The 24,715-nt window shown below is 60.8% G+C and carries 22 protein-coding genes and 2 pseudogenes; 10 read left to right on the top strand and 14 right to left on the bottom strand.

Going from position 1 to position 24,715, the window contains the following annotated elements; translation table 11 throughout:
• Positions 1-174: 174 nt before the first annotated feature.
• From WHX55_RS12945 to WHX55_RS12925, 5 genes are all read left to right on the top strand, one after another.
• Positions 175-558 (top strand): tautomerase family protein, encoded by a 384-nt coding sequence (locus WHX55_RS12945; protein ID WP_353742791.1) that lies wholly within the window; start codon positions 175-177, stop codon positions 556-558.
• Positions 559-586: 28 nt separating this feature from the next.
• Positions 587-1,174: a TetR/AcrR family transcriptional regulator gene (locus tag WHX55_RS12940; protein ID WP_150754676.1), complete on the top strand. Its 588-nt coding sequence runs from the start codon at positions 587-589 to the stop codon at positions 1,172-1,174.
• 141 nt (positions 1,175-1,315) lie between these two features.
• Positions 1,316-2,281 carry a 2-hydroxyacid dehydrogenase gene (locus WHX55_RS12935; RefSeq protein ID WP_353742790.1) on the top strand — a complete coding sequence of 322 codons (966 nt, stop codon included), beginning with the start codon at positions 1,316-1,318 and terminating at the stop codon, positions 2,279-2,281.
• A 144-nt stretch (positions 2,282-2,425) separates the two neighbouring features.
• The gene (locus tag WHX55_RS12930; RefSeq protein ID WP_150754674.1) at positions 2,426-3,493 is read left to right on the top strand and encodes a phosphotransferase family protein; all 1,068 of its coding nucleotides are present in this window, start codon (positions 2,426-2,428) and stop codon (positions 3,491-3,493) included.
• 156 nt (positions 3,494-3,649) lie between these two features.
• Positions 3,650-4,417 carry an SDR family oxidoreductase gene (locus WHX55_RS12925; protein ID WP_008046696.1) on the top strand — a complete coding sequence of 256 codons (768 nt, stop codon included), beginning with the start codon at positions 3,650-3,652 and terminating at the stop codon, positions 4,415-4,417.
• A 93-nt stretch (positions 4,418-4,510) separates the two neighbouring features.
• Here WHX55_RS12925 and WHX55_RS12920 read toward each other — a convergent pair whose 3' ends face one another.
• The 5 genes from WHX55_RS12920 to WHX55_RS12900 form a co-directional block, all read right to left on the bottom strand.
• A complete protein-coding gene (locus WHX55_RS12920; protein ID WP_353742789.1) occupies positions 4,511-5,563 on the bottom strand; it encodes a hypothetical protein in 1,053 nt (350 codons plus the stop codon).
• Between the two features lie 111 nt (positions 5,564-5,674).
• Positions 5,675-5,797 (bottom strand): hypothetical protein, encoded by a 123-nt coding sequence (locus WHX55_RS12915; protein ID WP_353742788.1) that lies wholly within the window; start codon positions 5,795-5,797, stop codon positions 5,675-5,677.
• Between the two features lie 384 nt (positions 5,798-6,181).
• Positions 6,182-7,303 (bottom strand): PAS domain S-box protein, encoded by a 1,122-nt coding sequence (locus WHX55_RS12910; protein WP_353742787.1) that lies wholly within the window; start codon positions 7,301-7,303, stop codon positions 6,182-6,184.
• A 126-nt stretch (positions 7,304-7,429) separates the two neighbouring features.
• Positions 7,430-8,713 (bottom strand): Zn-dependent hydrolase, encoded by a 1,284-nt coding sequence (locus WHX55_RS12905; RefSeq protein ID WP_353742786.1) that lies wholly within the window; start codon positions 8,711-8,713, stop codon positions 7,430-7,432.
• 148 nt (positions 8,714-8,861) lie between these two features.
• A complete protein-coding gene (locus WHX55_RS12900; RefSeq protein WP_353742785.1) occupies positions 8,862-10,346 on the bottom strand; it encodes an NCS1 family nucleobase:cation symporter-1 in 1,485 nt (494 codons plus the stop codon).
• A 541-nt stretch (positions 10,347-10,887) separates the two neighbouring features.
• Here WHX55_RS12900 and hydA point away from each other — a divergent pair.
• From hydA to preA, 3 genes are all read left to right on the top strand, one after another.
• A complete protein-coding gene (gene hydA, locus WHX55_RS12895) occupies positions 10,888-12,327 on the top strand; it encodes a dihydropyrimidinase (RefSeq protein WP_353742784.1) in 1,440 nt (479 codons plus the stop codon).
• 163 nt (positions 12,328-12,490) lie between these two features.
• Positions 12,491-13,858: an NAD(P)-dependent oxidoreductase gene (locus WHX55_RS12890; protein ID WP_353742783.1), complete on the top strand. Its 1,368-nt coding sequence runs from the start codon at positions 12,491-12,493 to the stop codon at positions 13,856-13,858.
• Positions 13,859-15,133 (top strand): NAD-dependent dihydropyrimidine dehydrogenase subunit PreA, encoded by a 1,275-nt coding sequence (gene preA, locus WHX55_RS12885; RefSeq protein ID WP_353742782.1) that lies wholly within the window; start codon positions 13,859-13,861, stop codon positions 15,131-15,133. It abuts the gene before it with no gap.
• A gap of 142 nt (positions 15,134-15,275) precedes the next feature.
• Here preA and WHX55_RS12880 read toward each other — a convergent pair whose 3' ends face one another.
• Positions 15,276-15,896, bottom strand: a complete 621-nt coding sequence (locus WHX55_RS12880) for a TetR/AcrR family transcriptional regulator (RefSeq protein WP_223542598.1) — start codon at positions 15,894-15,896, stop codon at positions 15,276-15,278.
• Positions 15,897-16,031: 135 nt separating this feature from the next.
• Between WHX55_RS12880 and WHX55_RS12875 the strand changes: the two are divergent.
• Together WHX55_RS12875 and WHX55_RS12870 are read left to right on the top strand one after the other, a co-directional pair.
• A pseudogene (locus WHX55_RS12875) lies at positions 16,032-16,198 on the top strand (copper resistance protein CopD); the annotation flags it as partial.
• An 11-nt stretch (positions 16,199-16,209) separates the two neighbouring features.
• A pseudogene (locus tag WHX55_RS12870) lies at positions 16,210-16,374 on the top strand (aldose 1-epimerase); the annotation flags it as partial.
• On the opposite strand, the gene WHX55_RS12865 reads toward WHX55_RS12870, so the two are convergent.
• From WHX55_RS12865 to WHX55_RS12830, 8 genes are all read right to left on the bottom strand, one after another.
• Positions 16,350-18,086 (bottom strand): NahK/ErcS family hybrid sensor histidine kinase/response regulator, encoded by a 1,737-nt coding sequence (locus WHX55_RS12865; RefSeq protein ID WP_353742781.1) that lies wholly within the window; start codon positions 18,084-18,086, stop codon positions 16,350-16,352. The pseudogene WHX55_RS12870 and the gene WHX55_RS12865 overlap by 25 nt on opposite strands.
• Complete coding sequence (gene ercA, locus WHX55_RS12860; RefSeq protein WP_353742780.1) at positions 18,070-19,233, bottom strand: alcohol dehydrogenase-like regulatory protein ErcA; 1,164 nt, start codon at positions 19,231-19,233, stop codon at positions 18,070-18,072. The genes WHX55_RS12865 and ercA overlap by 17 nt, the downstream gene beginning before the upstream one ends.
• Positions 19,234-19,436: 203 nt before the next feature.
• Positions 19,437-20,579 carry a pyrroloquinoline quinone biosynthesis protein PqqE gene (gene pqqE / locus WHX55_RS12855; protein WP_353742779.1) on the bottom strand — a complete coding sequence of 381 codons (1,143 nt, stop codon included), beginning with the start codon at positions 20,577-20,579 and terminating at the stop codon, positions 19,437-19,439.
• On the bottom strand, positions 20,557-20,829 hold the full coding sequence (gene pqqD, locus WHX55_RS12850) for a pyrroloquinoline quinone biosynthesis peptide chaperone PqqD (protein ID WP_007972043.1): 273 nt from the start codon (positions 20,827-20,829) through the stop codon (positions 20,557-20,559). Before pqqD ends, pqqE begins: the two co-directional genes overlap by 23 nt.
• Positions 20,826-21,578, bottom strand: coding sequence for a pyrroloquinoline-quinone synthase PqqC (gene pqqC, locus WHX55_RS12845; protein WP_353742778.1), 753 nt, complete (start codon positions 21,576-21,578; stop codon positions 20,826-20,828). The genes pqqD and pqqC overlap by 4 nt, the downstream gene beginning before the upstream one ends.
• 120 nt (positions 21,579-21,698) lie before the next feature.
• Positions 21,699-22,613 (bottom strand): pyrroloquinoline quinone biosynthesis protein PqqB, encoded by a 915-nt coding sequence (gene pqqB, locus WHX55_RS12840; protein ID WP_150754663.1) that lies wholly within the window; start codon positions 22,611-22,613, stop codon positions 21,699-21,701.
• Positions 22,614-22,668: 55 nt separating this feature from the next.
• Positions 22,669-22,740, bottom strand: coding sequence for a pyrroloquinoline quinone precursor peptide PqqA (gene pqqA, locus WHX55_RS12835; RefSeq protein ID WP_003253598.1), 72 nt, complete (start codon positions 22,738-22,740; stop codon positions 22,669-22,671).
• A 262-nt stretch (positions 22,741-23,002) separates the two neighbouring features.
• Positions 23,003-24,523, bottom strand: a complete 1,521-nt coding sequence (locus tag WHX55_RS12830) for an aldehyde dehydrogenase family protein (protein ID WP_150673238.1) — start codon at positions 24,521-24,523, stop codon at positions 23,003-23,005.
• Positions 24,524-24,715: the final 192 nt, after the last annotated feature.

The raw sequence follows: 24,715 nt of genomic DNA, 5'->3' as shown, positions 1-24,715 counted from the left end.
TTGGCACATCCAACATCTACTTGCCAGACACACCGCCATCGCGAGCAAGCTCGCTCCCACAAGGAATTGCAGTGTTTTTGAGGCTACGTTTCATCGCCAGACAGCATCCACCACTTGATAAAGGTCAAACGTCATGTATTTTTAACCGACCTGCATTCCTCCTGGAGTCTTCCCATGCCACTGGTTCGCGTCGATATCAAAAAACATCAGGACCCCACCCACGCCAAACGCATCGGCCAATTGATCTATGCCGCCATGCGCCAGACCATTGGCGTACCGGAACACGACAATTTCCAGATCCTGGCCGAACACGACGAGCAGCATTTCATCTTTGACCCCGGTTATCTGGGCATCAACCGCTCGGACCAGTTGGTGGTGATCCAGATCACCATGAGCGAAGGACGAACCGTCGAGCAGAAAAAACGCCTCTACAAAACCATCGCCGAAAGCCTTAATGCAGAGCTGGCCGTGCGCCTGGAGGACGTTTTCATTAATCTGGTGGAAGTGAAAAAAGAGAACTGGTCGTTTGGCAACGGAATTGCCCAGTACGCCCTCTGATGTTCAACCTGCAAACCGAGAATGACCCATGCCCCGAGTTTCCCGCAAACAAGCCGACCTCAACCGCGAGACCATCGTCGAAGCCGCCACCCGGCTGTTTCGCGAACGCGGCTTGCACGGGATCAGTGTGGTCGATGTGATGGCTGCCGCGGGCCTGACCCACGGCGGTTTCTACGGGCACTTCGAATCCAGGGAAGCCCTGGCGCAAGAGGCCAGCGGCCGGGCTTTCGAGCAGGCCGCGCAACGCTGGCAAGCGCGAGTGGCCGAGCATGACAACAAGGACGCCGCCCGCCGCGCCGTGGTCGAACCCTACCTGTCCAGCGAAAGCCGGGACAATCCGGGCGACAGCTGCCCGGTGGTGGCCTTCGCCGGGGACATGTGCCATGAGGCCGCCGAGAGCGGATTGCGCCAAACCTATCTGCAGGGCCTGAACAACCTGCTCGACTCCCTCGGCTCGCTGCTGGACTCAGAGGACGAAGCCAGCAAGCGGCAGCAGGCGCTGGTGCAGTATTCGCTGATGTTCGGTGCGCTGATGCTGTCCCGAGCCACCCGCGGCGATCCGTTGTCGGATGAGTTTCTTGAGGCCGCCCGGGCCGCTCTCACGCCGTCGAAGTGAAGCGACTTCCCCCCACGCAATAAAAAGCTCGCAGGCTTCGCCAGCTCCTGCACTGCGATCGCTGGTGGTTGCCAAGCCACCCTGAAATCAGCAATCTCAAGTGACATTCGAGCCGATTTACGATGCCACAGGGAGCCAAGCATGCCTGTAACCGTCCTGGTACTGGTTGAAACCATCAATGATTACCTGTCCATCCTCGAACATCAGGGCTTCCACCTGATTCTGGCCCCGACGCCCGCCGAGCGCGCCGAAGCCATCGCCCGCCACGCCGGGCAGATCGACGCCGTCCTCACCCGTGGCCCGTTGGGGCTGTATGCCGATGAAATCGCCGCCCTGCCCAACCTCAAGATCATCTGCGTGATCGGTGCCGGCTATGAACACGTCGACCTGCAGGCCGCCGCCGACCGGGGCATCACCGTCACCAATGGCGCCGGGGTCAACGCCTCGTCCGTCGCCGACCATGCCATGGCGCTGCTGCTGTCGCTGGTGCGCGACATACCCCGCTGTGATGCCGCCGTACGGCGCGGCGAGTGGCCGAAGATCATGCGCCCTTCCCTCGCCGGTAAACGCCTGGGCATCCTGGGCCTCGGCGCGGTCGGCATGGCCATCGCCAAACGCGCCAGCGCCGGTTTCGACATGAACATTTGCTACCACAATCGCCAGCATCGCAGCGATGTGCCCTACACCTTCTGCTCGACGCCGACCGAACTGGCGCGCGCCTCGGACTTCCTGATCGTCGCCACGCCCGGCGGCCAGGGTACCAGGCACCTGATCAATCGCCAGGTACTGGACGCGTTGGGCCCCAAGGGGTTTATCGTCAACATCGCCCGGGCCAGCGTGATTGCCACCGCTGACCTGATCGCCGCCCTGGAGCAACGCCGGATCGCCGGCGCCGCGCTGGATGTGTTCGATCACGAGCCGCAAGTGCCGGATGAGCTCAAGACCCTGAACAACGTGATCCTCACACCCCATGTCGCCGGGCTGTCCCCGGAAGCCACCCAAGGCACCGTGGAACTGGTGGGCAAGAACCTCGTGGCGTTTTTCTCCAATCAACCGGTGCTGACGCCAATCGACTTGCCGCCCGCCATGAGCCGGGTCGCCCATTGATGGCGATTCAAACAGCTGTATCAAAAACAATGATTGGCCGGCAACACGCTCACCTATAAGAGCCGTTCGCGGTTGTGGGTGCGCCGTGTGCGCATTAGATTAGCCAATAGTTTCAGGCCTCCAGAATAAGCAGAAGGGATAAGCATGGCGCTTAACGACCAGTCCACCCGTATCCGCACCGGCGAAGAGCTCGATGCCAGCCTGATCGATCCGTACCTCAAGGCCCATATTCCGGGGCTCAGCGGTTTGCCGCAGATCAGCCAGTTTCCGGGCGGCGCTTCAAACCTCACCTACTTGCTGGAATACCCCGAACAGGAATTTGTCCTGCGTCGCCCGCCCTTTGGCCACAAGGCCAAGTCGGCCCACGACATGGGCCGTGAATTCCGCATCCTCAATCAATTGCGCGACGGTTTTCCGTACTGCCCGAAAGCCTACGTGCACTGCACCGACGAATCGGTGATCGGTGCCGAGTTCTATGTCATGGAACGGGTCAACGGCATCATCCTGCGCTCGGACCTGCCACCGGAGCTGGGCCTGGATTCGGCGAAAACCGAAGCCCTGTGCAAGAGTTTCATCGACAAGTTCGTGGAACTGCACCGCGTCGACTACAACGCCTACGGCCTGGGTGACCTCGGCAAACCCGAAGGCTACGTGGCGCGGCAGATCAAAGGCTGGAGCGATCGCTACGAAAAGGCCCTGACCCCCGATGCGCCACAATGGGATGTGGTGAAAGCCTGGCTCAACGACAAGATGCCGGCCGACCATCCGACCTCCAGCATCGTGCACAACGACTACCGCTTCGACAACGTGATCCTCGACCCGAACAACCCGATGCAAATCATCGGCGTGCTCGACTGGGAACTGACCACCCTCGGCGACCCGCTGATGGACCTGGGCAACACCCTCGCCTACTGGATCGAAGCCGATGATCCGGCGCCGGTGCAGATGATGCGCCGCCAGCCAAGCCACGCGCCGGGCATGCTGACCCGCCGCGAGTTCGTCGATTACTACGCCGAACGTTCGGGCATCCGCATCGACAATTTCGACTTCTACTACACCTACGGCCTGTTCCGCCTGGCCGGCATCGTGCAGCAGATCTACTACCGCTTCTACCACGGCCAGACCCAGGACAAACGCTTCGCGCAGTTCATTCACATGAACAAGTTGCTGGAGCAGATGAGCTTGCAGGTCATTTCGAAATCCAGCCTCTGACCTTGATGCGATCCCCTGTAGGAGCGAGCCTGCTCGCGATGGTCTTTAACGATAACGCTCGCTCACTGACCAAACGCAGCAACCCGCCCCTACCAAACAGCATCAGCGACACCCCGGCATTTGACTCAACAACAAGACTTTTCATAAGGGAATCCCATGTCCAAGACTCAGTTGTTCGACCTCGACGGCAAGATCGCTTTCGTCTCCGGCGCCAGCCGTGGCATCGGTGAAGCCATCGCCAAATTGCTGGCCCAGCAAGGCGCCCATGTGATCGTCTCCAGCCGCAAACTCGAAGGCTGCCAGCACGTCGCCGACGCGATCATCGCCGCCGGCGGCAAGGCCACCGCCGTTGCCTGCCACATCGGCGAAATGGAACAGATCAGCCAGGTCTTCGCCGGCATCAAGGAACAGTTTGGCCGCCTGGACATCCTGGTCAACAACGCCGCGACCAACCCGCAGTTCTGCAACGTGCTGGACACCGACCTCAGCGCCTTCCAGAAAACCGTCGACGTGAACATCCGCGGCTACTTCTTCATGTCGGTCGAAGCCGGCAAGCTGATGCGCGAAAACGGCGGCGGCAGCATCATCAACGTCGCCTCGATCAACGGCGTTTCGCCGGGGATCTTCCAGGGCATCTACTCGGTGACCAAAGCAGCGGTGATCAACATGACCAAGGTGTTTGCCAAGGAGTGCGCGCAGTTCGGGATTCGTTGTAATGCCTTGCTGCCGGGTCTGACCGACACCAAGTTTGCCTCGGCACTGGTGAAAAACGAAGCCATCCTGAACACCGCTTTGCAGCAGATCCCGCTCAAGCGCGTGGCGGATCCGAGTGAGATGGCAGGTGCGGTGCTTTACCTCGCCAGTGATGCTTCGAGCTATACCACTGGGGTTTCGTTGAATGTGGATGGTGGGTTCCTGTCCTGATTCGGTTTCCGAATGAAAGAAAGGCAGTCGATTGACTGCCTTTTTACTTTCGACGATGAACGTTCACTCTTTTTCAATCATCTGACGAGGCGATTATTTATTTATCTCATTCTCACTCGGCGATGTAACATTCAAAAGCAACTTCCCCACATATTCCTTGCCATCCATTGTCATTACCGCAGAACATTCTCGTTTACCCGAAAGCAATATATATAGCTGAGACGCGACCCCGTCAGAATTGGTAGTTCTCGTTGTAGGGGTATAACCATAAACATTAAATGTAACAGAGACTCCCACTACCGGAGAATTGTCGGGTCTTCTAACTCGGATAAGCATGTAGTAGGTACCTGTCACCACGTTTATTTCAATCGGAGGACCGGGTAGCTCTATATACTCACCCCCCACCAGCGCCAAGTACCTCAACCTATAAGCAGGCACCAATCTGTTAGTCGGTGTAAGCAGTGTGGCCTGCGCTCCATCATTGAAAATTTTAAATTTGAACGTTCCCTCCTTTTCAGCGCCAGTAATGCTCCACTCATGCCTACTGGACAGTTCTTTAAGAGGTGGCTTACTTTGAAGATCCTGATATTGAAGTCCGCGGTTGGGAATCCAATCGAGCGCTAATGGAACATCTTGCAAATGATTGCCATTTTTGTAAGCCAAGGTGATTTTTTTTGTTTCGCCGCTGATAAGATCCACACCGCTTTCTGGTATTGGAATACCGTTCAGTAAAGGCACAGCTTCGTCGGCGAGATCGATCGAAATCACACTGCTTCGGTGCTCCCACGACTCCAGCACTTCCCTGCTGAAAAAAACCAGGGTGATACGACCGCTCTTGCCAGCGACCGGCGTAATTTTCCAACTGAACTTGCCATCGACGGGAACCACCCAGTTGCCAAAATCCGGCGACGCAACGATGCTCAAGCCGCCGTCCTCAGCCAGCCCCAAATTGAGCTCCCTGGCGAGCGCGGGTGGAGCCTCCACCGTCACATCGTTCACCTGCCCACGGAGAAAAACAGGTTTCGCGCCCCACTCCACTTTCTTTCCGTTGATCAACAACGTGGCATCTTCCCAAGGGCTTGTTGCAGCGATTGCAGCTTTTAGATTGGTGGTCATGGCGGCGTTTCCCTTTTCAACGGTGTTCATGAAAAATCAGTCCGTTAACTATCAGGAAAAATCGACACACCGGAAACTGTCATAACTGACAGGTCAACTAGAACAAGTTGCGATAAAAACCGCCTATGACTTACAAATCATTCAGTTTTTTTGAGATGACGGGTGCAGTGCTGTACCTCGCCAGGAACGCCAGTCGGCCACAGCCCTAGGAGACGTGGCGCCAATCAGCAAGTCCCGGGGCACCCCGCCGCCCAAGACGACCATGAAGGAAATCACCATCACCCCGAGCAGCCCGGGTTTACTGCGTGACGCAACGAGTCGTGGTGGTGACTCGGGTCACTTGCCCGTCTTCGGCCCGTACATCACCGAGGACATCGGTTTTATCCATGGCCTGGCAGGTGCGTTCAGGAGGTGGCGGAGTGACTGCTGGAGGGGGTGGCGGACTGGCACAGCCGCCGAGGATCGCTACGCACAATGCCAGCGACAAAGGTGAGATAACGCGTTTCCCAAGAGCTTTCATAGGTTGACCCGCGATAAGTGATAGACACATTTTTTGTGACAACAGAACCGGCGCGCAAAATCCACACACCTGTCACAAAAATAAAAATCTGCGAATCACTTATAGCCCGGCCGGTGGCATTTGCACCTTTAGCGCTGCCCCTTGGGCCGCCATTCACTGGAGAACAGTCCCCGCTCCCGCGCCCAGACAATCGCTTCACTGCGGCTGTGCACTTCGAGCTTGGAATACACTGCCGCCAGATGGTTGCGCACGGTGTTCGGCGCGAGTTTCAGGCGCGCGGCGATTTCCTTGTCGGCCCGGCCTTCGCATATCAGGCCCAGCACATCGCGTTCACGGGTGGTCAGGTCGGTGAAGGACACACTGGGCAACCTCGGTGAATTGACGTTCTTCACGTTGGCCAGTTTTTCGATCAGCGTACGGCTGAACCATGAGGCGTCCTTCATCGCTTCCTCGATGACCGACACCAGCTCCAGCTCGGTGCGCCTGCGCTCGGTGATGTCCATCAGCACCAGCAGATAGCAGGGGTTGCCTTGAATGTTCACGGTGTCCGCCGACACGGTGCAATCGATCAACCCGGCATCTTTTCGGCGCAAGCGCACATCGATGCGGTCCAGGCGGCCGGTTTTCTCCAGCGCGGCGAACAGCCAGATGCGCGCGTTTTGGTCATCGATGAAATCGATCTGCGCAATGCTGCTCCCAAGCACATCCTCCCCGGGATAACCCAAGGTATCGAGGAACGCTTCGTTAACGTCCAGCACCCGTTGATCAGCCGCACCGCACAGCAGAATCGGCACCGGCGACAGGCGAAACGCTGTGGCGAAACGTTGCTCGGTGCTGGCCCGGTCAGTGACATCGTCCATGATCAACACCAGCGATTCCGGCTCGCCGTGGTTGTCGGCCAGTACCAGGCTGTGCACGCGATGGACCCAGGACCGCGCTTCGTCCGCCACCGAAGTCACCTTCACCAGCACATCGCTGAACGTCTCGCCACGGGCCACCCGGTTGATCGGGTAGCTGTCGGCAGGCACGACCTGATTGTTGCGATCACGCAGGGCAAAGCGTTTGGCATACGCCTTGGCATTGCTGCCCAGATCGCTGGTCTGCGAGGCACCGTGCATGGCCAGCGCCGCTTCGTTGGCCCACAGGATGCTCTGGTCGGGATCGAGCAGAATCACCCCGTCGGACACGCCGGCGATGATTTGCTGCAACTGGCGGCGATTGGTATCGGTGCTCAGAACGTCCTGGCTCATGGGCTCTCCACACACGCGACGGGCCATTTTGGCCCCTGTGAAGAGTACGACCGCAGCGGTTGATGATCGTGCAGTCTGGCCAGGCAACCGACGTAGGAGCTGCCGAAGGCTGCGATCTTTTTAGGCTCAGGCCGCCAACTCGCCCTTCGCCACCGCCGCCGAAGCCGCCAGCATCGCCCGCAACAGCACCGCACAACCGGCCGCCAGGTCATCCGGCGCGGCGTTTTCGATTTCGTTGTGGCTGATGCCGCCTTCGCAGGGCACGAAGATCATCCCGGCCGGGCCGAGTTCGGCGAGGAAGATCGCGTCGTGGCCAGCGCCGCTGACGATGTCCATGTGCGACAGGCCCAGGCCTTGGGCGGCGTCGCGCACGGCTTCGACGCAGCCTTTGTCGAAGTACAGCGGCGGGAAGTCGGCCGTTGGCGTGAGTTCGAAGGTCAGGCCGTGTTCGTCGCAGGTGGTTTCGATGACTTCGCGCACTTCGGCGATCATCGAGTCCAGGCGCTCCGGTTCCAGATGGCGGAAGTCCAGGGTCATGCGCACTTCGCCGGGGATGACGTTGCGCGAGCCGGGATAGGCTTGCAGGCAACCGACGGTGCCGCAGGCATGGGGTTGATGGCTGAGGGCGGCGCGGTTGAGCGCACCGACGATCACCGCAGCGCCGACCAGGGCGTCCTTGCGCAGGTGCATCGGAGTCGGGCCGGCGTGGGCTTCGACGCCGCGCAGCTTGAGGTCAAACCATTTCTGTCCGAGGGCGCCCATGACCACACCTATGGTCTTGCGTTCGTCTTCAAGGATCGGGCCTTGCTCGATGTGGGCTTCGAAGTAGGCACCGACCTTGTGGCCGCTGACTTTACGCGGGCCGGCGTAGCCAATGGCATTCAGTGCTTCACCCACAGTCACGCCCTCGGCATCGACCTTGGCCAGGGTTTCCTCGAGGGTGAATTTTTCCGCGAACACGCCGGAACCCATCATGCACGGGGCGAAGCGCGAGCCTTCTTCGTTGGTCCAGACCACCACTTCCAGCGGTGCTTCGGTTTCGATGTTGAGGTCGTTGAGGGTGCGCAACACTTCGACGCCCGCCAGCACACCGAAGCAGCCGTCGAACTTGCCGCCGGTGGGCTGGGTGTCGATGTGGCTGCCGGTCATCACCGGTGGCAGGTCGGGATTGCGCCCGGGGCGACGGGCGAAGATGTTGCCGACAGCGTCGATGCTGACGGTGCAGCCGGCATCGATACACCATTTGACGAAGATGTCCCGGGCCTGGCGGTCGAGGTCGGTCAGGGCCAGGCGACACACGCCGCCCTTGACCGTGGCGCCGAGCCTGGCCAGTTCCATGAGCGATTGCCACAGGCGGTCGCGGTTGATGTGCTGATGGCTGGACTGCAGAACGTCGATGGCCGCGTTCATGATGATCTCCTCAGGCTGTTCTTGTGTGTTTCTTCAGGTGTTTCGTCGGTGAACTTGAGGCCGCCATCGCGAGCAAGCTCGCTCCCACAGGGTTCTCGGGTGTTCACAAAACCTGTGGGAGCGAGCTTGCTCGCGATGAGGCCCTCCCTTACACCGTAGATTTAGCGACAGATGGGCTAGGCCGCATCACACTCAACCCATAATAAATAACCCCACCCAGCGCCGAGCCGGTAAACCAGCCATAGCTGTAGAACCAGCTGAACGCATCGCTGCCCAGGGACAGCAGCGTCAGCACCACCGGCACACCAAACGCGATGAACCCGCTCCAGTTCCACGCCGGATACACGTCGTCCCTGTAGAGCCCGGCAAGGTCGAGTTGCTGCTTCTTGATCAGGAAATAATCCACCACCATGATCCCGGCGATTGGCCCCAGCAGGCTGGAATAACCCAGCAACCAGTTGGAATAGACGGTTTCGAGACTGACGTCCGAGACAATCAGGCCCAGTTTTTTCAGCAGCTCATGGGCCATCAATGCCAACCCGACAAACCCGGTGAGCAATACTGCCTTGGTGCGGTTGATCGCCTTGGGCGCGATGTTCTGGAAGTCATTGGTCGGCGACACGATGTTGGCTGCGGTATTGGTCGACAGCGTGGCGATGATGATCAGCGCCATCGCCAGTGCGACCCAAACCGGGCTCTGGATATGGCCGATCAGCGTCACTGGATCAGAAACCGTCACCCCCACCAGTTTCACCGAGGCCGCGGTCATCACCACGCCGAGGGACGCGAACAGGAACATGGTCAGCGGCAAACCGATGATCTGCCCGACAATCTGGTCCTTCTGGCTTTTTGCGTAGCGACTGAAGTCCGGAATGTTCAGTGACAACGTGGCCCAGAAGCCGACCATCGCCGTCAGCCCGGCGGCGAAGTAGCTGGCCACGCCGGCGCCTTCGGGACGCTTGGCCGGGATTGCCAGCAATTCGCTCATCGACACGTTGGGCATGGCCCAGACCAGCAGACCTGCGCCCACCAGCACCAGCAGCGGCGCCGACAGGGTTTCCAGCCATTTGATCGACTCGGCGCCGCGAATCACCACCCACAGGTTCAGTGCCCAGAACACCATGAAGCCGATGACCTCGCCGGTACCGCCCAAAGATTTCCAGCCCTCGAACACCGAGCCGAGGAACAGGTGAATCGCCAGCCCGCCGAACATGGTCTGGATACCGAACCAGCCACACGCCACCAGGGCGCGGATCAGGCACGGGATGTTGGAGCCGAGCACGCCGAAGGACGAGCGCAGCAGCACCGGAAAGGGAATGCCGTACTTGGTGCCGGGAAAGGCGTTCAGGGTCAGGGGAATCAGCACGATGATGTTGGCAAACAGAATCGCCAGCAGCGCCTCGCCGACGCTCAGGCCAAAGTACGCGGTCAGCACGCCACCGAGGGTGTAGGTCGGCACGCAGATCGCCATGCTCACCCACAGCGCGGTGATGTGCCATTTGTTCCAGGTGCGTTCGCGCACCTTGGTCGGTGCAATGTCGTGGTTGTAACGGGGACTGTCGAGGACATCGCTGCCGGCTTCGAGCTCGAACAAGCCGTCGCGCTCGGTCACTTGCGATCTGATCTGTTGCATGGCCGCTCCACTGTTCTTTTGATTATTGTTGCTCATCAGGGGCTGGCGGCATCAATAAACGTGCCGTGTACCCCGATCAAGCATCGGGCAGTTCCATAAACACATTGCAACCAACTGATGTTTATCAGTTTTATTCGCTGACTCGACTATTTGTCAGGCCACTCAGGCCGAATGCCAGGCAAGTTGTCCGGACAGTCAGGACTCAAACTGGTGCGTTGATCTTTTTTTCAATGGCTGCGCATCAACCATAGACCATACTCAAACAGCTGATTTCACATAAGAAATCTTGACTATTTTTCGATCCTGTCAAGTGCGTCAAAATGGTGAACGGCCTCACCATTTTGGTGATTCTTTTATTTAATCGTTAAATATCAATTAGTTAATAACAGCATAAGCTTATAAAAAATATTCTTGCCGATTCGGATAACTGCAGCTAGCGTTTAATCCTGACAGCGCTGACAGGAATCAATCTGTCCGGGCTGTTTTTAAATAGAACATCTAGAACCGGCATAAGCCGGTCATTGCCTGCGAGGAACTCGGAATGTCTCTGTTGATCCGTGGCGCCACCGTTATTACCCATGATGAAAGTTATCGCGCCGATGTGTATTGCGCAGACGGCGTGATCAAGGCCATCGGCGAAAAACTCGATGTTCCTGCTGGCGCCGAAGTGCTCGACGGCAGCGGCCAATACCTGATGCCCGGCGGCATCGACCCGCACACCCACATGCAACTGCCCTTCATGGGCACGGTGGCCAGCGAAGACTTCTACAGCGGTACGGCGGCGGGACTGGCCGGCGGCACCACCTCGATCATCGACTTCGTGATTCCCAATCCGCAGCAATCCTTGCTCGAAGCCTTCCATCAGTGGCGCAGCTGGGCCGAGAAGTCGGCGTCGGACTACGGTTTTCATGTCGCCATCACCTGGTGGAGCGAACAGGTCCGCGAGGAAATGGCCGAGCTGGTCAGCCAGCACGGCGTCAACAGCTTCAAGCATTTCATGGCATACAAGAACGCGATCATGGCCGCCGATGACACCCTGGTGGCGAGTTTCGAACGCTGCCTGGAACTGGGCGCGGTGCCGACCGTTCACGCGGAAAACGGTGAACTGGTGTATCACCTGCAACGCAAACTGATGGCCCAGGGCATCACCGGGCCGGAAGCGCATCCCCTGTCGCGCCCTTCCCAGGTTGAAGGCGAAGCCGCGAGCCGGGCGATCCGCATTGCCGAAACCCTGGGTACGCCGCTGTACCTGGTCCACGTCTCGACCAAGGAAGCCCTAGACGAAATCACCTACGCACGGGGCAAGGGCCAGCCGGTCTACGGCGAAGTGCTGGCCGGGCACCTGCTGCTGGACGACAGTGTCTACCGCGATCCGGACTGGCAAACCGCCGCCGGTTATGTGATGAGCCCGCCGTTCCGTCCTCGCGGCCATCAAGAGGCACTCTGGCATGGCCTGCAATCGGGCAACCTGCACACTACCGCCACTGACCACTGCTGCTTCTGCGCCGAGCAAAAAGCCGCTGGCCGCGACGACTTCAGCAAGATCCCCAACGGCACCGCTGGCATCGAAGACCGCATGGCGGTGTTGTGGGATGAAGGCGTGAACAGCGGACGCTTTTCGATGCAGCAATTCGTCGCGCTGACGTCCACCAACACGGCGAAGATCTTCAACCTCTACCCACGCAAAGGCGCGATTCGTGTGGGCGCCGATGCCGACCTGGTGCTATGGGACCCGCAAGGCACACGGACCATTTCCGCCACGACCCACCATCAGCAGGTGGACTTCAACATCTTCGAAGGCAAGACCGTGCGTGGCGTGCCCAGCCACACCATCAGCCAGGGCCGCGTGGTCTGGGCCGACGGCGACCTGCGGGCCGAACGCGGGGCCGGGCGCTATATCGAACGGCCGGCGTATCCGGCGGTGTTTGATTTGCTGAGCAAGCGGGCTGAGTTGCACAAGCCTGTTGCTGTGAAACGCTGAGAGCGGCCTTCGGCCTATCGCGAGCAAGCTCGCTCCCACAGGTTTTGTGAACACCCGAGATCCACTGTGGGAGCGAGCTTGCTCGCGATGAGGCCCGCACAGAAAACACAAAAAACAATGCCCATTCAGAGGCAGCACCTCAAATAACCGTGAGGCCAAAACCGTGATCAAGACCCTGGACCACCTCCCGCATCCCCATGAGAATGCGGCCACCCTTGCCGGCCACTTCACCGATCTGGCGCCGCCGCTCAACGAGCGCCAGGCGCACCTGGAAGCCTCGCGCTGCCTGTATTGCTACGACGCGCCCTGCGTGAATGCCTGTCCGAGCGAGATCGACATTCCTTCGTTCATCCGCAACATTGCGCAGGACAACGTGCAAGGCGCCGCGCAGAAAATCCTCTCGGCCAACATCCTCGGCGGCAGTTGCGCCCGGGTGTGCCCGACGGAAATTCTTTGCCAGCAAGCCTGCGTGCGCAACAACGCTCACGAATGTGCACCGGTCATGATCGGCCTGTTGCAACGCTACGCCGTGGACAACGCCCACTTCAGCACGCACCCCTTCCAGCGTGCTACCGCCACCGGCAAACGCATCGCCGTGGTCGGTGCCGGTCCGGCCGGTTTATCCTGCGCCCACCGCAGTGCCATGCACGGGCATGACGTGGTGATTTTCGAGGCGCGGGCAAAGGCTGGCGGCCTCAATGAATACGGGATCGCCAAATACAAACTGGTGGATGACTACGCGCAAAAGGAACTCGACTTCCTGCTGGAAATCGGCGGGATCGAAATCCGCCACGGACAGAAACTCGGGGACAACCTGACCCTCAGCGAACTGCACCAACAGTTCGATGCGGTGTTCCTCGGCCTCGGGCTCAATGCCAGCAAACAGCTGGGCCTGGCCCACGAGGACGCGCCCGGCCTGCTCGCCGCCACCGACTACATCCGCGAACTGCGCCAGGCCGATGACCTGAGCCAACTGCCCCTGGCCGACCACTGCATTGTCCTCGGCGCGGGCAACACCGCCATCGACATGGCGGTGCAAATGGCCCGCCTCGGCGCCCACGACGTGAATCTGGTGTACCGCCGTGGCATCGAGGACATGGGTGCCACCCATCACGAACAGGAGATTGCCAAGGCCAATCAGGTGCGGCTGATGACCTGGGCACAACCCGAAGAAGTGCTGCTCGATGACCACGGCCGGGTGCGCGGCATGCGTTTCGCCCGTACACATTTGGTAGAAGGTCGCCTGCAAACCACCGGCGAAACCTTCGAACTGGCCGCCGATGCGATCTTCAAGGCGATCGGCCAGGCCTTCGATGGCAGCGCCCTCTCCGATCCGCTGGCCCGTGAACTCAAGCGCCAGGGCGAGCGCATCGAAGTCGATGAAAACCTGCGCACCAGCATCCCCGGCGTGTATGCCGGCGGCGACTGCACCAGCCTCGATCAGGACCTCACCGTGCAAGCCGTGCAGCATGGCAAGCGCGCCGCCGAGGCGATCAACGCTCAACTGATGCTCAACGTGGAGGCTGCGTAAATGGCCGATCTGTCGATTGTCTTCGCCGGCATCAAAGCACCCAATCCATTCTGGCTGGCCTCCGCGCCGCCGACCGACAAGGCCTACAACGTGGTCCGCGCCTTCGAGGCCGGCTGGGGTGGCGTGGTCTGGAAAACCCTGGGGGAAGACCCGGCGGCGGTGAACGTGTCGTCGCGCTACTCGGCGCACTTCGGAGCTAACCGGGAGGTACTGGGCTTTAACAACATCGAGCTGATCACCGACCGCTCGCTGGAGATCAACCTGCGGGAAATCACCCAGGTCAAAAAGGACTGGCCGGACCGCGCGCTGATCGTGTCCTTGATGGTGCCCTGCGTCGAAGAATCCTGGAAACACATCCTGCCGCTGGTGGAAGCCACCGGCGCCGACGGCATCGAGCTGAACTTCGGTTGCCCCCACGGCATGCCGGAGCGCGGCATGGGCGCGGCGGTCGGCCAGGTGCCGGAATACGTGGAACAGGTCACCCGCTGGTGCAAGACCTATTGCTCGTTGCCGGTGATCGTCAAACTGACGCCGAACATCACTGACATCCGAGTCGCCGCCCGCGCCGCCCACCGTGGCGGTGCCGATGCGGTGTCGTTGATCAACACCATCAACTCGATCACCAGCGTCAACCTCGAACGCATGGTCGCCAACCCCATGGTCGGCAGCCAAAGCACCCACGGCGGTTACTGCGGCTCGGCCGTCAAGCCGATTGCCTTGAACATGGTCGCCGAAATCGCCCGCGACCTGCAGACCCAGGGCCTGCCGATCAGCGGGATCGGCGGCATCGGCAACTGGCGCGATGCTGCGGAATTCATCGCGCTCGGCAGTGGCTCGGTGCAGGTATGCACGGCGGCGATGCTGCATGGCTTCCGGATTGTCGAAGACATGAAGGACGGTTTGTCACGCTGGATGGACAGTCAGGGCTACGCCAGCATTTCGGAGTTTTCCGGCCGCGCGGTGGGCAACACCACGGACTGGAAGTACCTGGACATCAACTACCAGGTGATCGCGAAGATTGATCAGGAGGCTTGTATCGGTTGCGGTCGCTGCCACATAGCTTGTGAGGACACCTCGCACCAGGCCGTGGCCAGCCTCAAGCAAGCGGACGGCACTCACAAGTATCAAGTGATCGATGAGGAGTGCGTGGGCTGCAACCTGTGCCAGATCACCTGCCCGGTGCAGGACTGTATCGAGATGGTGCCGGTGGAAACTGGCAAGCCGTTCCTGGACTGGAATCATGATCCGAGGAATCCGTATCACGTCAGCCCTTGAGGTTTTCAGCGTCTGAGATGACGCCATCGCGAGCAAGCTCGCTCCCACAGGTTTCTCTGGTGTACACAGGATTTGTGTACGACATAAAACACTGTGGGAGCGAGCCTGCTCGCGATGGGGCCGGCAGCCATACCACCCAACCTCAAGGCTCCAGCCCAATCCCCCGCAAAATCACACTGGTCACCGTCTGCACCGCCTTTTCGAACTGCATGTCCGACAATGGCTGATGATCATTGAGAATATTCACCTGGTGATCGAAGTCGGCGTAGTGCTGGGTCGAGGCCCAGATCATGTACAGCAGGCTCGAGGGCTCCACCGGCAGGATGCGTTTGTCCTCCACCCACTGGCGGATTTTCGCTTCCTTCATCTTGGCCCAGTCGTACAGGCTCGCATCCAGCGCCTCGCCGAGGGTCGGCGCGCCATGGATGATTTCGTTGGCCCAGACTTTCGAACCGTAAGGCCGGCTGCGGGAATGGTTCATCTTGGCGCGGATGTAACTGCTGAGCACCACACGCGGGTCATCGAACATCTCGAAGCACAGCGCGTCCTGCTTCCAGACTTCCAGCAAGTCGAACAGCACGGCACTGTACAACTCGGTCTTGGTGCTGAAGTAGTAATGCAGGTTGGAGCGCGGCAGTTGCACTTCAGCGGCGATGTCGGCCATGGCGGTGCTGCCGAAGCCCTTTTCAGCGAAGACCTTTTCCGCCCCCAGCAGGATTTTTTCGACGTTACTGCGACGAATCTCGATCTTGTGATTGCCCATGCGGATCCCCGACAACAACGTTGAGCAAGACTAGCATCCGCTCTGGACCGCGGCGACAGGGGAAAACGAAACTTCGTACAGCCGCTGTCGTAAAGCTAAACTCGGCGCACTTGGAAACTGCCTGAGGTACCCACGATGCTGCTCAAGAAAACCCTGACCGTCGCTGCCCTGCTCGGCTCGATGATTGTGAACAGCGTCTGCAGACACTGCGCGCCAGCGTGATGCTGGAGTGGATGCTGAGGCTTGGCGCAGTGGCGGCGGTTTCTTTACTCGGCACGCTGCCGCCGATGATCTCCAGCTAACAATCCCGTTCCCTGTGGGCCTGGGGTTTTTCTGCATCGAACCGGTGAGCCACCCGCTCAACGCGCACCACCTGCCCGGTCGGCCGGGGTTGCGTTTGCTGGAACAAGGCCAATCCACCGAACCGGGCTTCACCCTGCAATATCGGCCGCTTCAGGCAGATGCCCCCAACAATTGACTCAACACCGCTCGCAACTTGCCGGGCTTCACCGGTTTGTTCAGCAAGGGTGCGTTGAGCCGCTGCAACGCACGCCGACAATGGTCGGTGCGGTCGGCGGTAATGATCACCGCGGGAATGTCCTGGTGAAAATGCTCGCGCAAATGTCGCACCACATCACAGCCGACCACCCCGTGATCGAGGTGATAGTCCGCGAGAATCAGTTCCGGCGCCTGCCCGCGTAGCGCCGCCAGCGCAGCCTCTTCATCGGTGGCGACCAGAACGTCGCAGCCCCACTGCCCGAGCAACGCGCTCATGCTGTCGAGAATGCTCACTTCGTTGTCGATCACCAGTAAACGGCGGCCCGGCAGCGGGTTGCCGGTGCCCGGTTGTGGCACCGCCTGGCTCACGGGCAGCGGAACCTCATCGGATATCGGCACCTCGATGCTGAACATCGAACCCCGCCCCGGCAACGAGTACACGCCGATCCTGTAGCCAAGGATCTTGGCGATGCGCTCGACAATCGCCAGCCCCAGGCCCACGCCCTTGCGGTCGGCGGCGCGGCCGACGTCCAGCTGGTTGAACTCGAGGAAGATCGAGTCGAGCCGGTCGGCGGCGATGCCACGCCCGGTGTCCCAGACCTCCAGGCGCAACATCTCGCCCCGACGCCTTGCCGCCAGCAGGATGCTGCCTTCATCGGTGTAGCGGCAGGCATTGCTGAGGAAGTTGCGCAGGATCCGCGTCATCAGGCGCAAGTCGGTGCTGATGGCACAATCGGCCATGCGCACCCGCAGGTTCAAGCCGGCCGCCTGGGCGACGGACTGGAACTCCGACACCAGCGGCCCGAGCAGTTCGTCGAGGCGGTACGAGGCAACGTCCGGCTTGACCGCAGCCTGATCGAGCCGGGAAATGTCGAGCAGATCCGTCAGCAGGTCTTCGGCCCCTTCCAGCGCCTGGTGAGTGCGCTCCACCAGCACCTGTTCGGCTTCCGGCAACTTGCGTTCGCGCAAGGTCGAAATCAGCAACCGCGCGGCGTTCAGCGGTTGCAGCAGGTCGTGGCTGGCGGCGGCGAGGTATTTGTCCTTGCTGTGATTGGCGGCCTCGGCGGCATCGCGGGCGTCGCGCAAGGCCTTGGCGATCTGTTTACGCTGGGTGATCTGCTGCTGAAGGTTACGGTTGGCTTCGAGCAACTCATCGGTGCGTGCGACGACGCGCTGCTCCAGTTCGTCATTGAGTTGCTGCAGACGTCGCTGGGCCAGCTTGCGCTCGGTGATATCGGAGACGAAGCCTTCCACCAGCCCTTCCTGGCCGGGCTTGAGCAGCAGGTTCATCAATACATCCACATGACTGCCGTCCTTGCGCCGCAAGCGGGTTTCATAGCCGTGCAAGTTGCGCTGGTGCCGGAGGATTTCGCCGATGGTTTCCAGCTCCTGCGCGCCGTCGACGAACAGGGTGCTGGCCAGGTCGGTCAGGGAGAACAGCACCTCCTGCGGGTCCTGGTAGCCCAGCATGCGTGCCAGCGCCGGATTGGCGGCGCGCATGCCGTCGTGCAGGCTGGCCTGGAAGATCCCGTGCACCGCGTTTTCGAACAGCCACTTGTAGCGGTTACGCTCGGCTTCCAGATCATCCAGGCGCGCAGCCAGCTCCGGGTAATGACTCTTGCGCGCCGAATGGCTGCCCAGCCCCAGCAGCCCGGCCAGGGCCCGTTGCTGCTCGTCAGAGGGCTTCGCCATAGACGACCTCGACATCACGCTGGCTGGATTCACGCGGGTTGGTCAGGATGCACGGGTCGTGCATCGCATGCTGCGACAGGAACGGAATGTCCGAGGTCCTGACGCCATGCAAACCGAGGGTTTCGTGAAAGCCGATGGCGTGCTTGAGGGCGATCAGGTGTTCGACCAGGCGCCCGCAGATCTGCCGGTGATTCAGGCCTCGGCAGTCGATGCCGAAGGTCTCGGCGATCACCTTGAAGCGATCTGGCGCCGAGTTGTAATTGAAGGCCACCACGTGCTCGACCAGCACCGCGTTGCACAGGCCGTGGGGCAGATCGAGAAAGCCGCCGAGGCTGTGGGACATGGCATGCACCGCGCCGAGAATCGCGTTGGAAAACGCCAGCCCGGCCTGCATGCTGCCCAGCATGATCTTCTCGCGCAGGGCAATGTCGCTCGGGTTGGCGATCATTTGCACCAGGTTGCCATTGATCAGGCGCATCGCCTCCAGCGCGTGGGGATCGGTCAGCGGCCCGTGGCCGGTGGACACGAAGGCCTCGATGGCATGCACCAACGCGTCGATGCCGGTACAGGCCGACAGGAACGGATCCATGCTCAGGGTGGTTTCCGGGTCGATCAGCGAAACGTCCGGCACCACGGCCTTGCTGACGATGGAGAACTTCATGCGCTCCTGCTGGTTGGAAATGATCACGAATTGCGAGACATCGGCCGAGGTGCCGGCAGTGGTCGGAATCAGGATCAGCGGCGGGCTGGGCACGCGGATGGTGTCCACGCCCTCGAAATCGAGAATGCTGCGGCCATGGGCGACGACGATGCCGATGCCTTTGCCGCAGTCCATCGGGCTGCCGCCACCGACGGCGACGATCACGTCGCAGTGGTTTTCCCGGTACAGCTCGGCGCCGAGCATCACCTCTTCGACCCGAGGGTTGGGCGAGACATCGGAGTACAGGCAATACTGGATGCCCAGCGCTTGCAGGCTGGCCTCGACATCGGCGACCCAGCCGGCGGCAATCACACCGGGGTCACTGACCACCAGGACCTTACGTGCGCCAAAGGTCTTGGCGTAATTGCCGACACTGTGCCGGCTACCGGCACCGAAGATGATTTCAGGGGAAACGAATTTGCGCAGCTGGTTGAGACTCTGGCTCATTGGAAAGCCTGTTTTTATTGTTTTGGAAGGTAGAAACCACACTAAACCATCCAGCTGTGAATGCAATCAGACCAAAGATCAAAGCGCCGCCCTTGTAGGAGTGAGCCTGCTCGCGATAGCGGTTCAACATTCAACATGTTTGTTGGCTGACACTCCGCCATCGCGAGCAGGCTCGCTCCTACAGGGGATTGGTGTCGCCAGGCTTATCCGCGGTAGATCAGCTGCGAAGCCTTCGCATTGCGCAACGTCAGGTGTTCGATCCCCAACCCCGGCGCCTCCGCTTCCTCGCGAGCCTTGAGGATCACCCCGTGGTGCGGCGACTTGCTGCACACCGGGTCGGCATTGCTGGCATCGCCCATCAGCATGAACGCCTGGCAGCGGCACCCGCCCAGGTCCTTGTGCTTTTCATCGCAGGAGCGGCACGGCTCCTTCATCCAGTCATCGCCGCGAAAACGATTGAAGCCGAACGAGTCGTTCCAGATGTGCGAGAGGCTGTGCTCGCGCACGTTGGGAAACTGCACCGGCAACTGCCGGGCGCTGTGGCAAGGCAAGGCCGTGCCGTCGGGGGTGATGTCGAGAAACAGGTTGGCCCAGCCGTTCATGCAGGTCTTGGGGCGTTCCTCGTAGTAGTCCGGGGTGACGAAGATCAGCTTGCACGGGTGGCTCTGGGCTTCAAGGCGTTCGCGGTATTCATTAGTAATGCGCTCGGCACGCTGCAATTGCTCGCGGGTGGGCAACAGGCCGACGCGATTCAGTTCGGCCCAGCCATAGAACTGGCAGGTGGCCAATTCGACGAAGTCCGCTTCCAGCTCCAGGCACAGCTCGATGATCTGCGCGATCCGGTCGATGTTGTGCCGATGGGTGACGAAGTTCAGCACCATCGGATAGCCCTGGGCTTTCACCGCACGGGCCATGGCGAGTTTCTGGGCAAAGGCCTTGCGCGAGCCGGCGAGCATGTTGTTCACCGCCTCGTCGGCGGCCTGGAAGCTGATCTGGATATGGTCCAGTCCGGCCACCTTGAAGTCGCGCACCTTCTGCTCGGTCAGGCCGATGCCGGAGGTGATCAGGTTGGTGTAGTAGCCCATGTCCCGGGCGGCCTTGATCAGTTCGGCGAGGTCCTGGCGAACCAAAGGCTCGCCGCCGGAAAAGCCCAATTGCGCGGCGCCCATGTCCCGCGCTTCGCGGAATACGCGAATCCATTCTTGCGTGCTCAGTTCCTCGCCGTGCCGGGCAAAATCCAACGGATTGGAGCAATAGGGGCATTGCAGCGGACAGCGGTAGGTCAGCTCGGCGAGCAGCCACAAGGGCGGCCCCGGCAGCGTCTCACTCGATCCAGAATTGCGCATGGGCCACCTCCAGAAACGCCAGCACGTCTTCGTCGATCCCGGGTACCCCGGGGAAATTCGCGCTCAATCGCTCAATGATCGCCGCCACGCTGCGCTGGCCATCCACCAGGTCTAGAATCTGTCCGGCACTGGCGTTGAGCTTGATCATGCCTTCGGGGTACAGCAGCACGTGGCAGTCCTGACGGGGCTCCCATTGCAGCCGAAAACCGCGACGCAAGGCCGGTGACTGCTGGCGATCGATCAGGCTCACAGGGCGATCCCCCGGTGCCAGACGTTGTCGCCGGTGACCGTGTGATACGGCTGGCGCCCAAGCTCGTAGGCCATGCTCATGGCATCGAGCATGCTCCACAGCACGTCGAGCTTGAACTGCAGGATCTCCAGCATGCGTTGCTGCCCCTCGGCGGTCACGTAGTGCACCAGGGTGATGCGCAAGCCATGCTCGACATCGCGCCGCGCCTGGCTCAGGCGCGTGCGGAAATAGTCGTAGCCAGCAGCGTCGATCCACGGGTAATGGGTCGGCCAGGCGTCGAGTCGCGACTGATGGATCTGTGGGGCAAAGAGTTCGGTCAGCGAACTGCTGGCCGCTTCCTGCCAGCAGGCGCGACGGGCGAAATTGACGTAGGCGTCCACGGCGAAACGCACACCGGGTAGCACCAGTTCCTGGGACAGAATCTGCTCGCGATCCAGCCCCACGGCTTCGCCCAGGCGCAGCCAGGCTTCGATACCGCCCTCGCTGCCGGGGACGCCGTCGTGGTCGATAATCCGTTGCAGCCATTCCCGGCGCACGTCGCGGTCCGGGCAGTTGGCGAGAATCGCGGCGTCCTTCAGGGGGATGTTGACCTGATAGTAGAAGCGATTGGCGACCCAGCCCTGGATCTGCTCGCGGCTGGCGCGACCGGCGTACATGGCTTGGTGGAAGGGATGATGGATGTGGTAGTAGGCGCCCTTGGCGCGCAGGGCGGCTTCGAATTCTGTGGGGGACATGGCGGTGTCAGTCATTTTGTTCTCCGGGAATTTTTGCTGTGCCTGCGCAGGCCTCTTCGCGAGCAGGCTCGCTCCCACATTGAACAGGCGGTGCTCCCCCTGTGGGAGCGAGCCTGCTCGCGATGGGGCCATCGGCTACAGCTCAATACTCATGCCGTCATAAGCCACTTCAATCCCCCGCCGCTCCAGCAGCGCCCGCTCGGCCGAGTCTTCATCGAGGATCGGATTGGTGTTGTTGATGTGGATCAGCACCTTGCGCTGGCGGTTGAAACCCTCCAGCACTTCAAGCATCCCGCCGGGGCCGCTTTGTGGGAGGTGCCCCATTTCGCTGCCCAGGCTCTGGCCGACTTCGCAGATACGCATCTCGTCGTCGCGCCACAGGGTGCCATCCAGCAGCAGGCAATCGGCACGCCGCATCCAGCCCAGAACTTCATCGTCGATTCGACCAAGGCCCGGGGCATAGAACAGCGAGGCACCGTTGCGCAGGTCCTCAATGAACAGGCCAACGGTGTCGCCCGGTTGCGGGTTGCCGCGATTGGGCGAATACGGCGGTGCGTTGCTCACCAGAGGAATCGCGCGAAATTGCAAATGCCCGCAGGCCGGGATGCTGAATGGCTGACGCTCAAGACCGACCGGTTGCCAGTGCAACCCACCGTTCCAGTGTCCGAGCATGTTGAACAACGGGAAACCGCTGCTCAGGTCCTGGTGCACACGCTCGGTGCACCAAACGTCATGCGGGCAGCCTTCGCGCAGGCTGAGCAAACCGGTGCAATGGTCGATCTGGCTGTCGAGCAGCACGATGCCGGCGATGGCGCTGTCACGCAGGCGCCGCGCCGGTTGCAATGGCGCAAAACTCTCGAGTTGCGCGCGAATGTCCGGTGACGCGTTGCACAGCACCCACTCCACGCCGTCGTCACTCAGGGCAATCGACGACTGCGTACGGCGCTGGGCCCGCAGGCTGCCATTGCGCACACCGGCGCACTGGCGGCAGTTGCAATTCCACTGCGGGAAACCACCGCCAGCGGCGGAACCGAGAACGCGGATGTGCATGGCGGATGCTCCAGAAGGCAGGCCCGGCCAACGCATCGGCTGGCCGGGTGGTCAATCAACGGTTGGCGAAATACATCGTCACTTCGAAGCCAATGCGCAGATCGGTAAACGCGGGTTTAGTCCACATGGGTCATTCCTCTTCTTGTGCCCGGGTGATTCCGGTAGAGCCATTAATGCACGGGGCGATGAGCGCCCGAATGCTACTTTCGAAGGAGCTTTGGGGGTGATTTGGTAGGGGGTGTTGCGCGGTCATTGGCATCACACAAACCCCATGTGGGAGCGGGCTTGCTCGCGAAAGCGGTGTGCCAGTCAACATCTCTGCTGAATGACACTGCGCATTCGCGAGCAAGCCCGCTCCCACATTTTGGTTTGTGGTGTTCTTGGGGAAGTTAGAAGAACCCCAGCGGATTGATGTCGTAGCTCACCAGCAGGTTTTTGGTCTGCTGGTAATGATCGAGCATCATCTTGTGGTTTTCCCGACCGACGCCGGACTTCTTGTAGCCACCGAACGCCGCGTGGGCCGGGTACAGGTGGTAGCAGTTGGTCCAAACGCGCCCGGCCTTGATCGCCCGGCCCATGCGGTAGGCGCGGTTGATGTCGCGGGTCCACAGGCCGGCACCGAGGCCGAACTCGCTGTCGTTGGCAATGGCCAGGGCTTCGGCTTCGTCCTTGAAGGTGGTGATACCCACCACCGGCCCGAAGATTTCTTCCTGGAACACACGCATCTTGTTGTGGCCCTTGAGCAGGGTCGGCTGGATGTAGTAACCGCTGGACAGGTCGCCTTCCAGGCGTTCGGCCGCGCCGCCGGTGAGCAGCTCGGCGCCCTCCTCCTGGGCAATGGTCAGGTACGAGAGGATCTTGTCGTATTGCTGCTCGGACGCTTGGGCGCCAACCATGGTCTCGGTGTCCAGCGGGTTGCCGCGCTTGATCTTGACGATCTTCTTCATCACCTCGGCCATGAACGGCTCGTAGATCGACTCCTGCACCAGCGCCCGGGACGGACAGGTGCAGACTTCGCCCTGGTTGAAGAACGCCAGCACCAGGCCTTCGGCGGCTTTTTCGATGAACGCAGGTTCCGCGTTCATGATGTCTTCGAAGAAGATGTTCGGCGACTTGCCGCCCAGTTCGACGGTGCTCGGGATGATGTTCTCGGCGGCGCAATGCATGATGTGCGCACCCACCGGGGTCGAGCCGGTAAAGGCGATCTTGGCGATGCGCTTGCTGGTGGCCAGGGCCTCGCCGGCTTCGCGACCGAAGCCCTGGACGATGTTCAGCACGCCCGCCGGCAGCAGGTCGGCGATGAGCTCGGCGAAGACCATGATCGACAGCGGCGTTTGCTCGGCCGGCTTGAGCACGATGCAGTTGCCGGCGGCCAGGGCCGGGGCGAGTTTCCAGGCGGCCATCAGCAGCGGGAAGTTCCACGGAATGATCTGCCCGACCACGCCCAGCGGTTCGTGGAAGTGATAGGCCGTGGTCAGTTCGTTGATCTCGGCAGCCCCGCCTTCCTGGGCGCGGATGCAGCCGGCGAAGTAACGGAAGTGGTCGGCAGCCAGCGGCACGTCGGCGTTCAGGGTTTCGCGCACGGCCTTGCCGTTGTCCCAGGTTTCGGTGACGGCCAGGACCTCAAGGTTCTGCTCGATACGGTCGGCGATTTTCAGCAGCACCAGGGAGCGGTCCTGGGCCGAGGTCTTGCCCCAGGCGTCGGCAGCGGCATGGGCGGCGTCGAGGGCCTTGTCGATGTCGGCGGCGCTGGAGCGCGGGAATTCGGCAATCACTTCACCGTTGACCGGCGAGGTGTTGGTGAAGTACTCGCCATTGACCGGGGCGACAAACTCGCCACCGATGAAGTTGCCGTAGCGCGGCTTGAAGGTAATGACGGCGCCTGGGGTTCCGGGTTGTGCGTAGATCATGGTGGGCCTCTGTCTGGGTCGATGCCTGTCGTACTGACAGGCGATGAGCCGATACTAGAGAGCCCCGCGTGCCAGACGAATGCATCGTTGGCAGGAGGGGCTCTCGTTATTTGGTCGTAGATTTCACACAGATCACTGTAGGAGCGAGCCTGCTCGCGATGAACCCGAGAACGCCGCGGGGTATCAGGTTTC

It is taken from the genome of Pseudomonas fluorescens (assembly GCF_040448305.1).
GTDB lineage: Bacteria > Pseudomonadota > Gammaproteobacteria > Pseudomonadales > Pseudomonadaceae > Aquipseudomonas > Aquipseudomonas fluorescens_BH.
Note: the sequence above shows the minus strand (reverse complement) of the source record. Positions and strands in the feature narration are given on the sequence as shown.

What these genes read in the sequence shown, in the direction of transcription:
- pqqE (WP_353742779.1), bottom strand. Translation starts at nt 20,579, where the DNA reads ATGCGCAATTCTGGATCGAGTGAGACGCTGCCGGGGCCGCCCTTGTGG.
- WHX55_RS12900 (WP_353742785.1), bottom strand. Translation starts at nt 10,346, where the DNA reads ATGCAACAGATCAGATCGCAAGTGACCGAGCGCGACGGCTTGTTCGAG.
- WHX55_RS12940 (WP_150754676.1), top strand. Translation starts at nt 587, where the DNA reads ATGCCCCGAGTTTCCCGCAAACAAGCCGACCTCAACCGCGAGACCATC.
- WHX55_RS12880 (WP_223542598.1), bottom strand. Translation starts at nt 15,896, where the DNA reads ATGGGCAATCACAAGATCGAGATTCGTCGCAGTAACGTCGAAAAAATC.
- WHX55_RS12925 (WP_008046696.1), top strand. Translation starts at nt 3,650, where the DNA reads ATGTCCAAGACTCAGTTGTTCGACCTCGACGGCAAGATCGCTTTCGTC.
- pqqC (WP_353742778.1), bottom strand. Translation starts at nt 21,578, where the DNA reads ATGACTGACACCGCCATGTCCCCCACAGAATTCGAAGCCGCCCTGCGC.
- WHX55_RS12910 (WP_353742787.1), bottom strand. Translation starts at nt 7,303, where the DNA reads ATGAGCCAGGACGTTCTGAGCACCGATACCAATCGCCGCCAGTTGCAG.
- WHX55_RS12920 (WP_353742789.1), bottom strand. Translation starts at nt 5,563, where the DNA reads ATGAACACCGTTGAAAAGGGAAACGCCGCCATGACCACCAATCTAAAA.
- WHX55_RS12930 (WP_150754674.1), top strand. Translation starts at nt 2,426, where the DNA reads ATGGCGCTTAACGACCAGTCCACCCGTATCCGCACCGGCGAAGAGCTC.
- preA (WP_353742782.1), top strand. Translation starts at nt 13,859, where the DNA reads ATGGCCGATCTGTCGATTGTCTTCGCCGGCATCAAAGCACCCAATCCA.
- WHX55_RS12915 (WP_353742788.1), bottom strand. Translation starts at nt 5,797, where the DNA reads ATGGTCGTCTTGGGCGGCGGGGTGCCCCGGGACTTGCTGATTGGCGCC.
- WHX55_RS12935 (WP_353742790.1), top strand. Translation starts at nt 1,316, where the DNA reads ATGCCTGTAACCGTCCTGGTACTGGTTGAAACCATCAATGATTACCTG.
- hydA (WP_353742784.1), top strand. Translation starts at nt 10,888, where the DNA reads ATGTCTCTGTTGATCCGTGGCGCCACCGTTATTACCCATGATGAAAGT.
- pqqB (WP_150754663.1), bottom strand. Translation starts at nt 22,613, where the DNA reads ATGCACATCCGCGTTCTCGGTTCCGCCGCTGGCGGTGGTTTCCCGCAG.
- WHX55_RS12945 (WP_353742791.1), top strand. Translation starts at nt 175, where the DNA reads ATGCCACTGGTTCGCGTCGATATCAAAAAACATCAGGACCCCACCCAC.
- WHX55_RS12865 (WP_353742781.1), bottom strand. Translation starts at nt 18,086, where the DNA reads ATGGCGAAGCCCTCTGACGAGCAGCAACGGGCCCTGGCCGGGCTGCTG.
- ercA (WP_353742780.1), bottom strand. Translation starts at nt 19,233, where the DNA reads ATGAGCCAGAGTCTCAACCAGCTGCGCAAATTCGTTTCCCCTGAAATC.
- WHX55_RS12830 (WP_150673238.1), bottom strand. Translation starts at nt 24,523, where the DNA reads ATGATCTACGCACAACCCGGAACCCCAGGCGCCGTCATTACCTTCAAG.
- WHX55_RS12905 (WP_353742786.1), bottom strand. Translation starts at nt 8,713, where the DNA reads ATGAACGCGGCCATCGACGTTCTGCAGTCCAGCCATCAGCACATCAAC.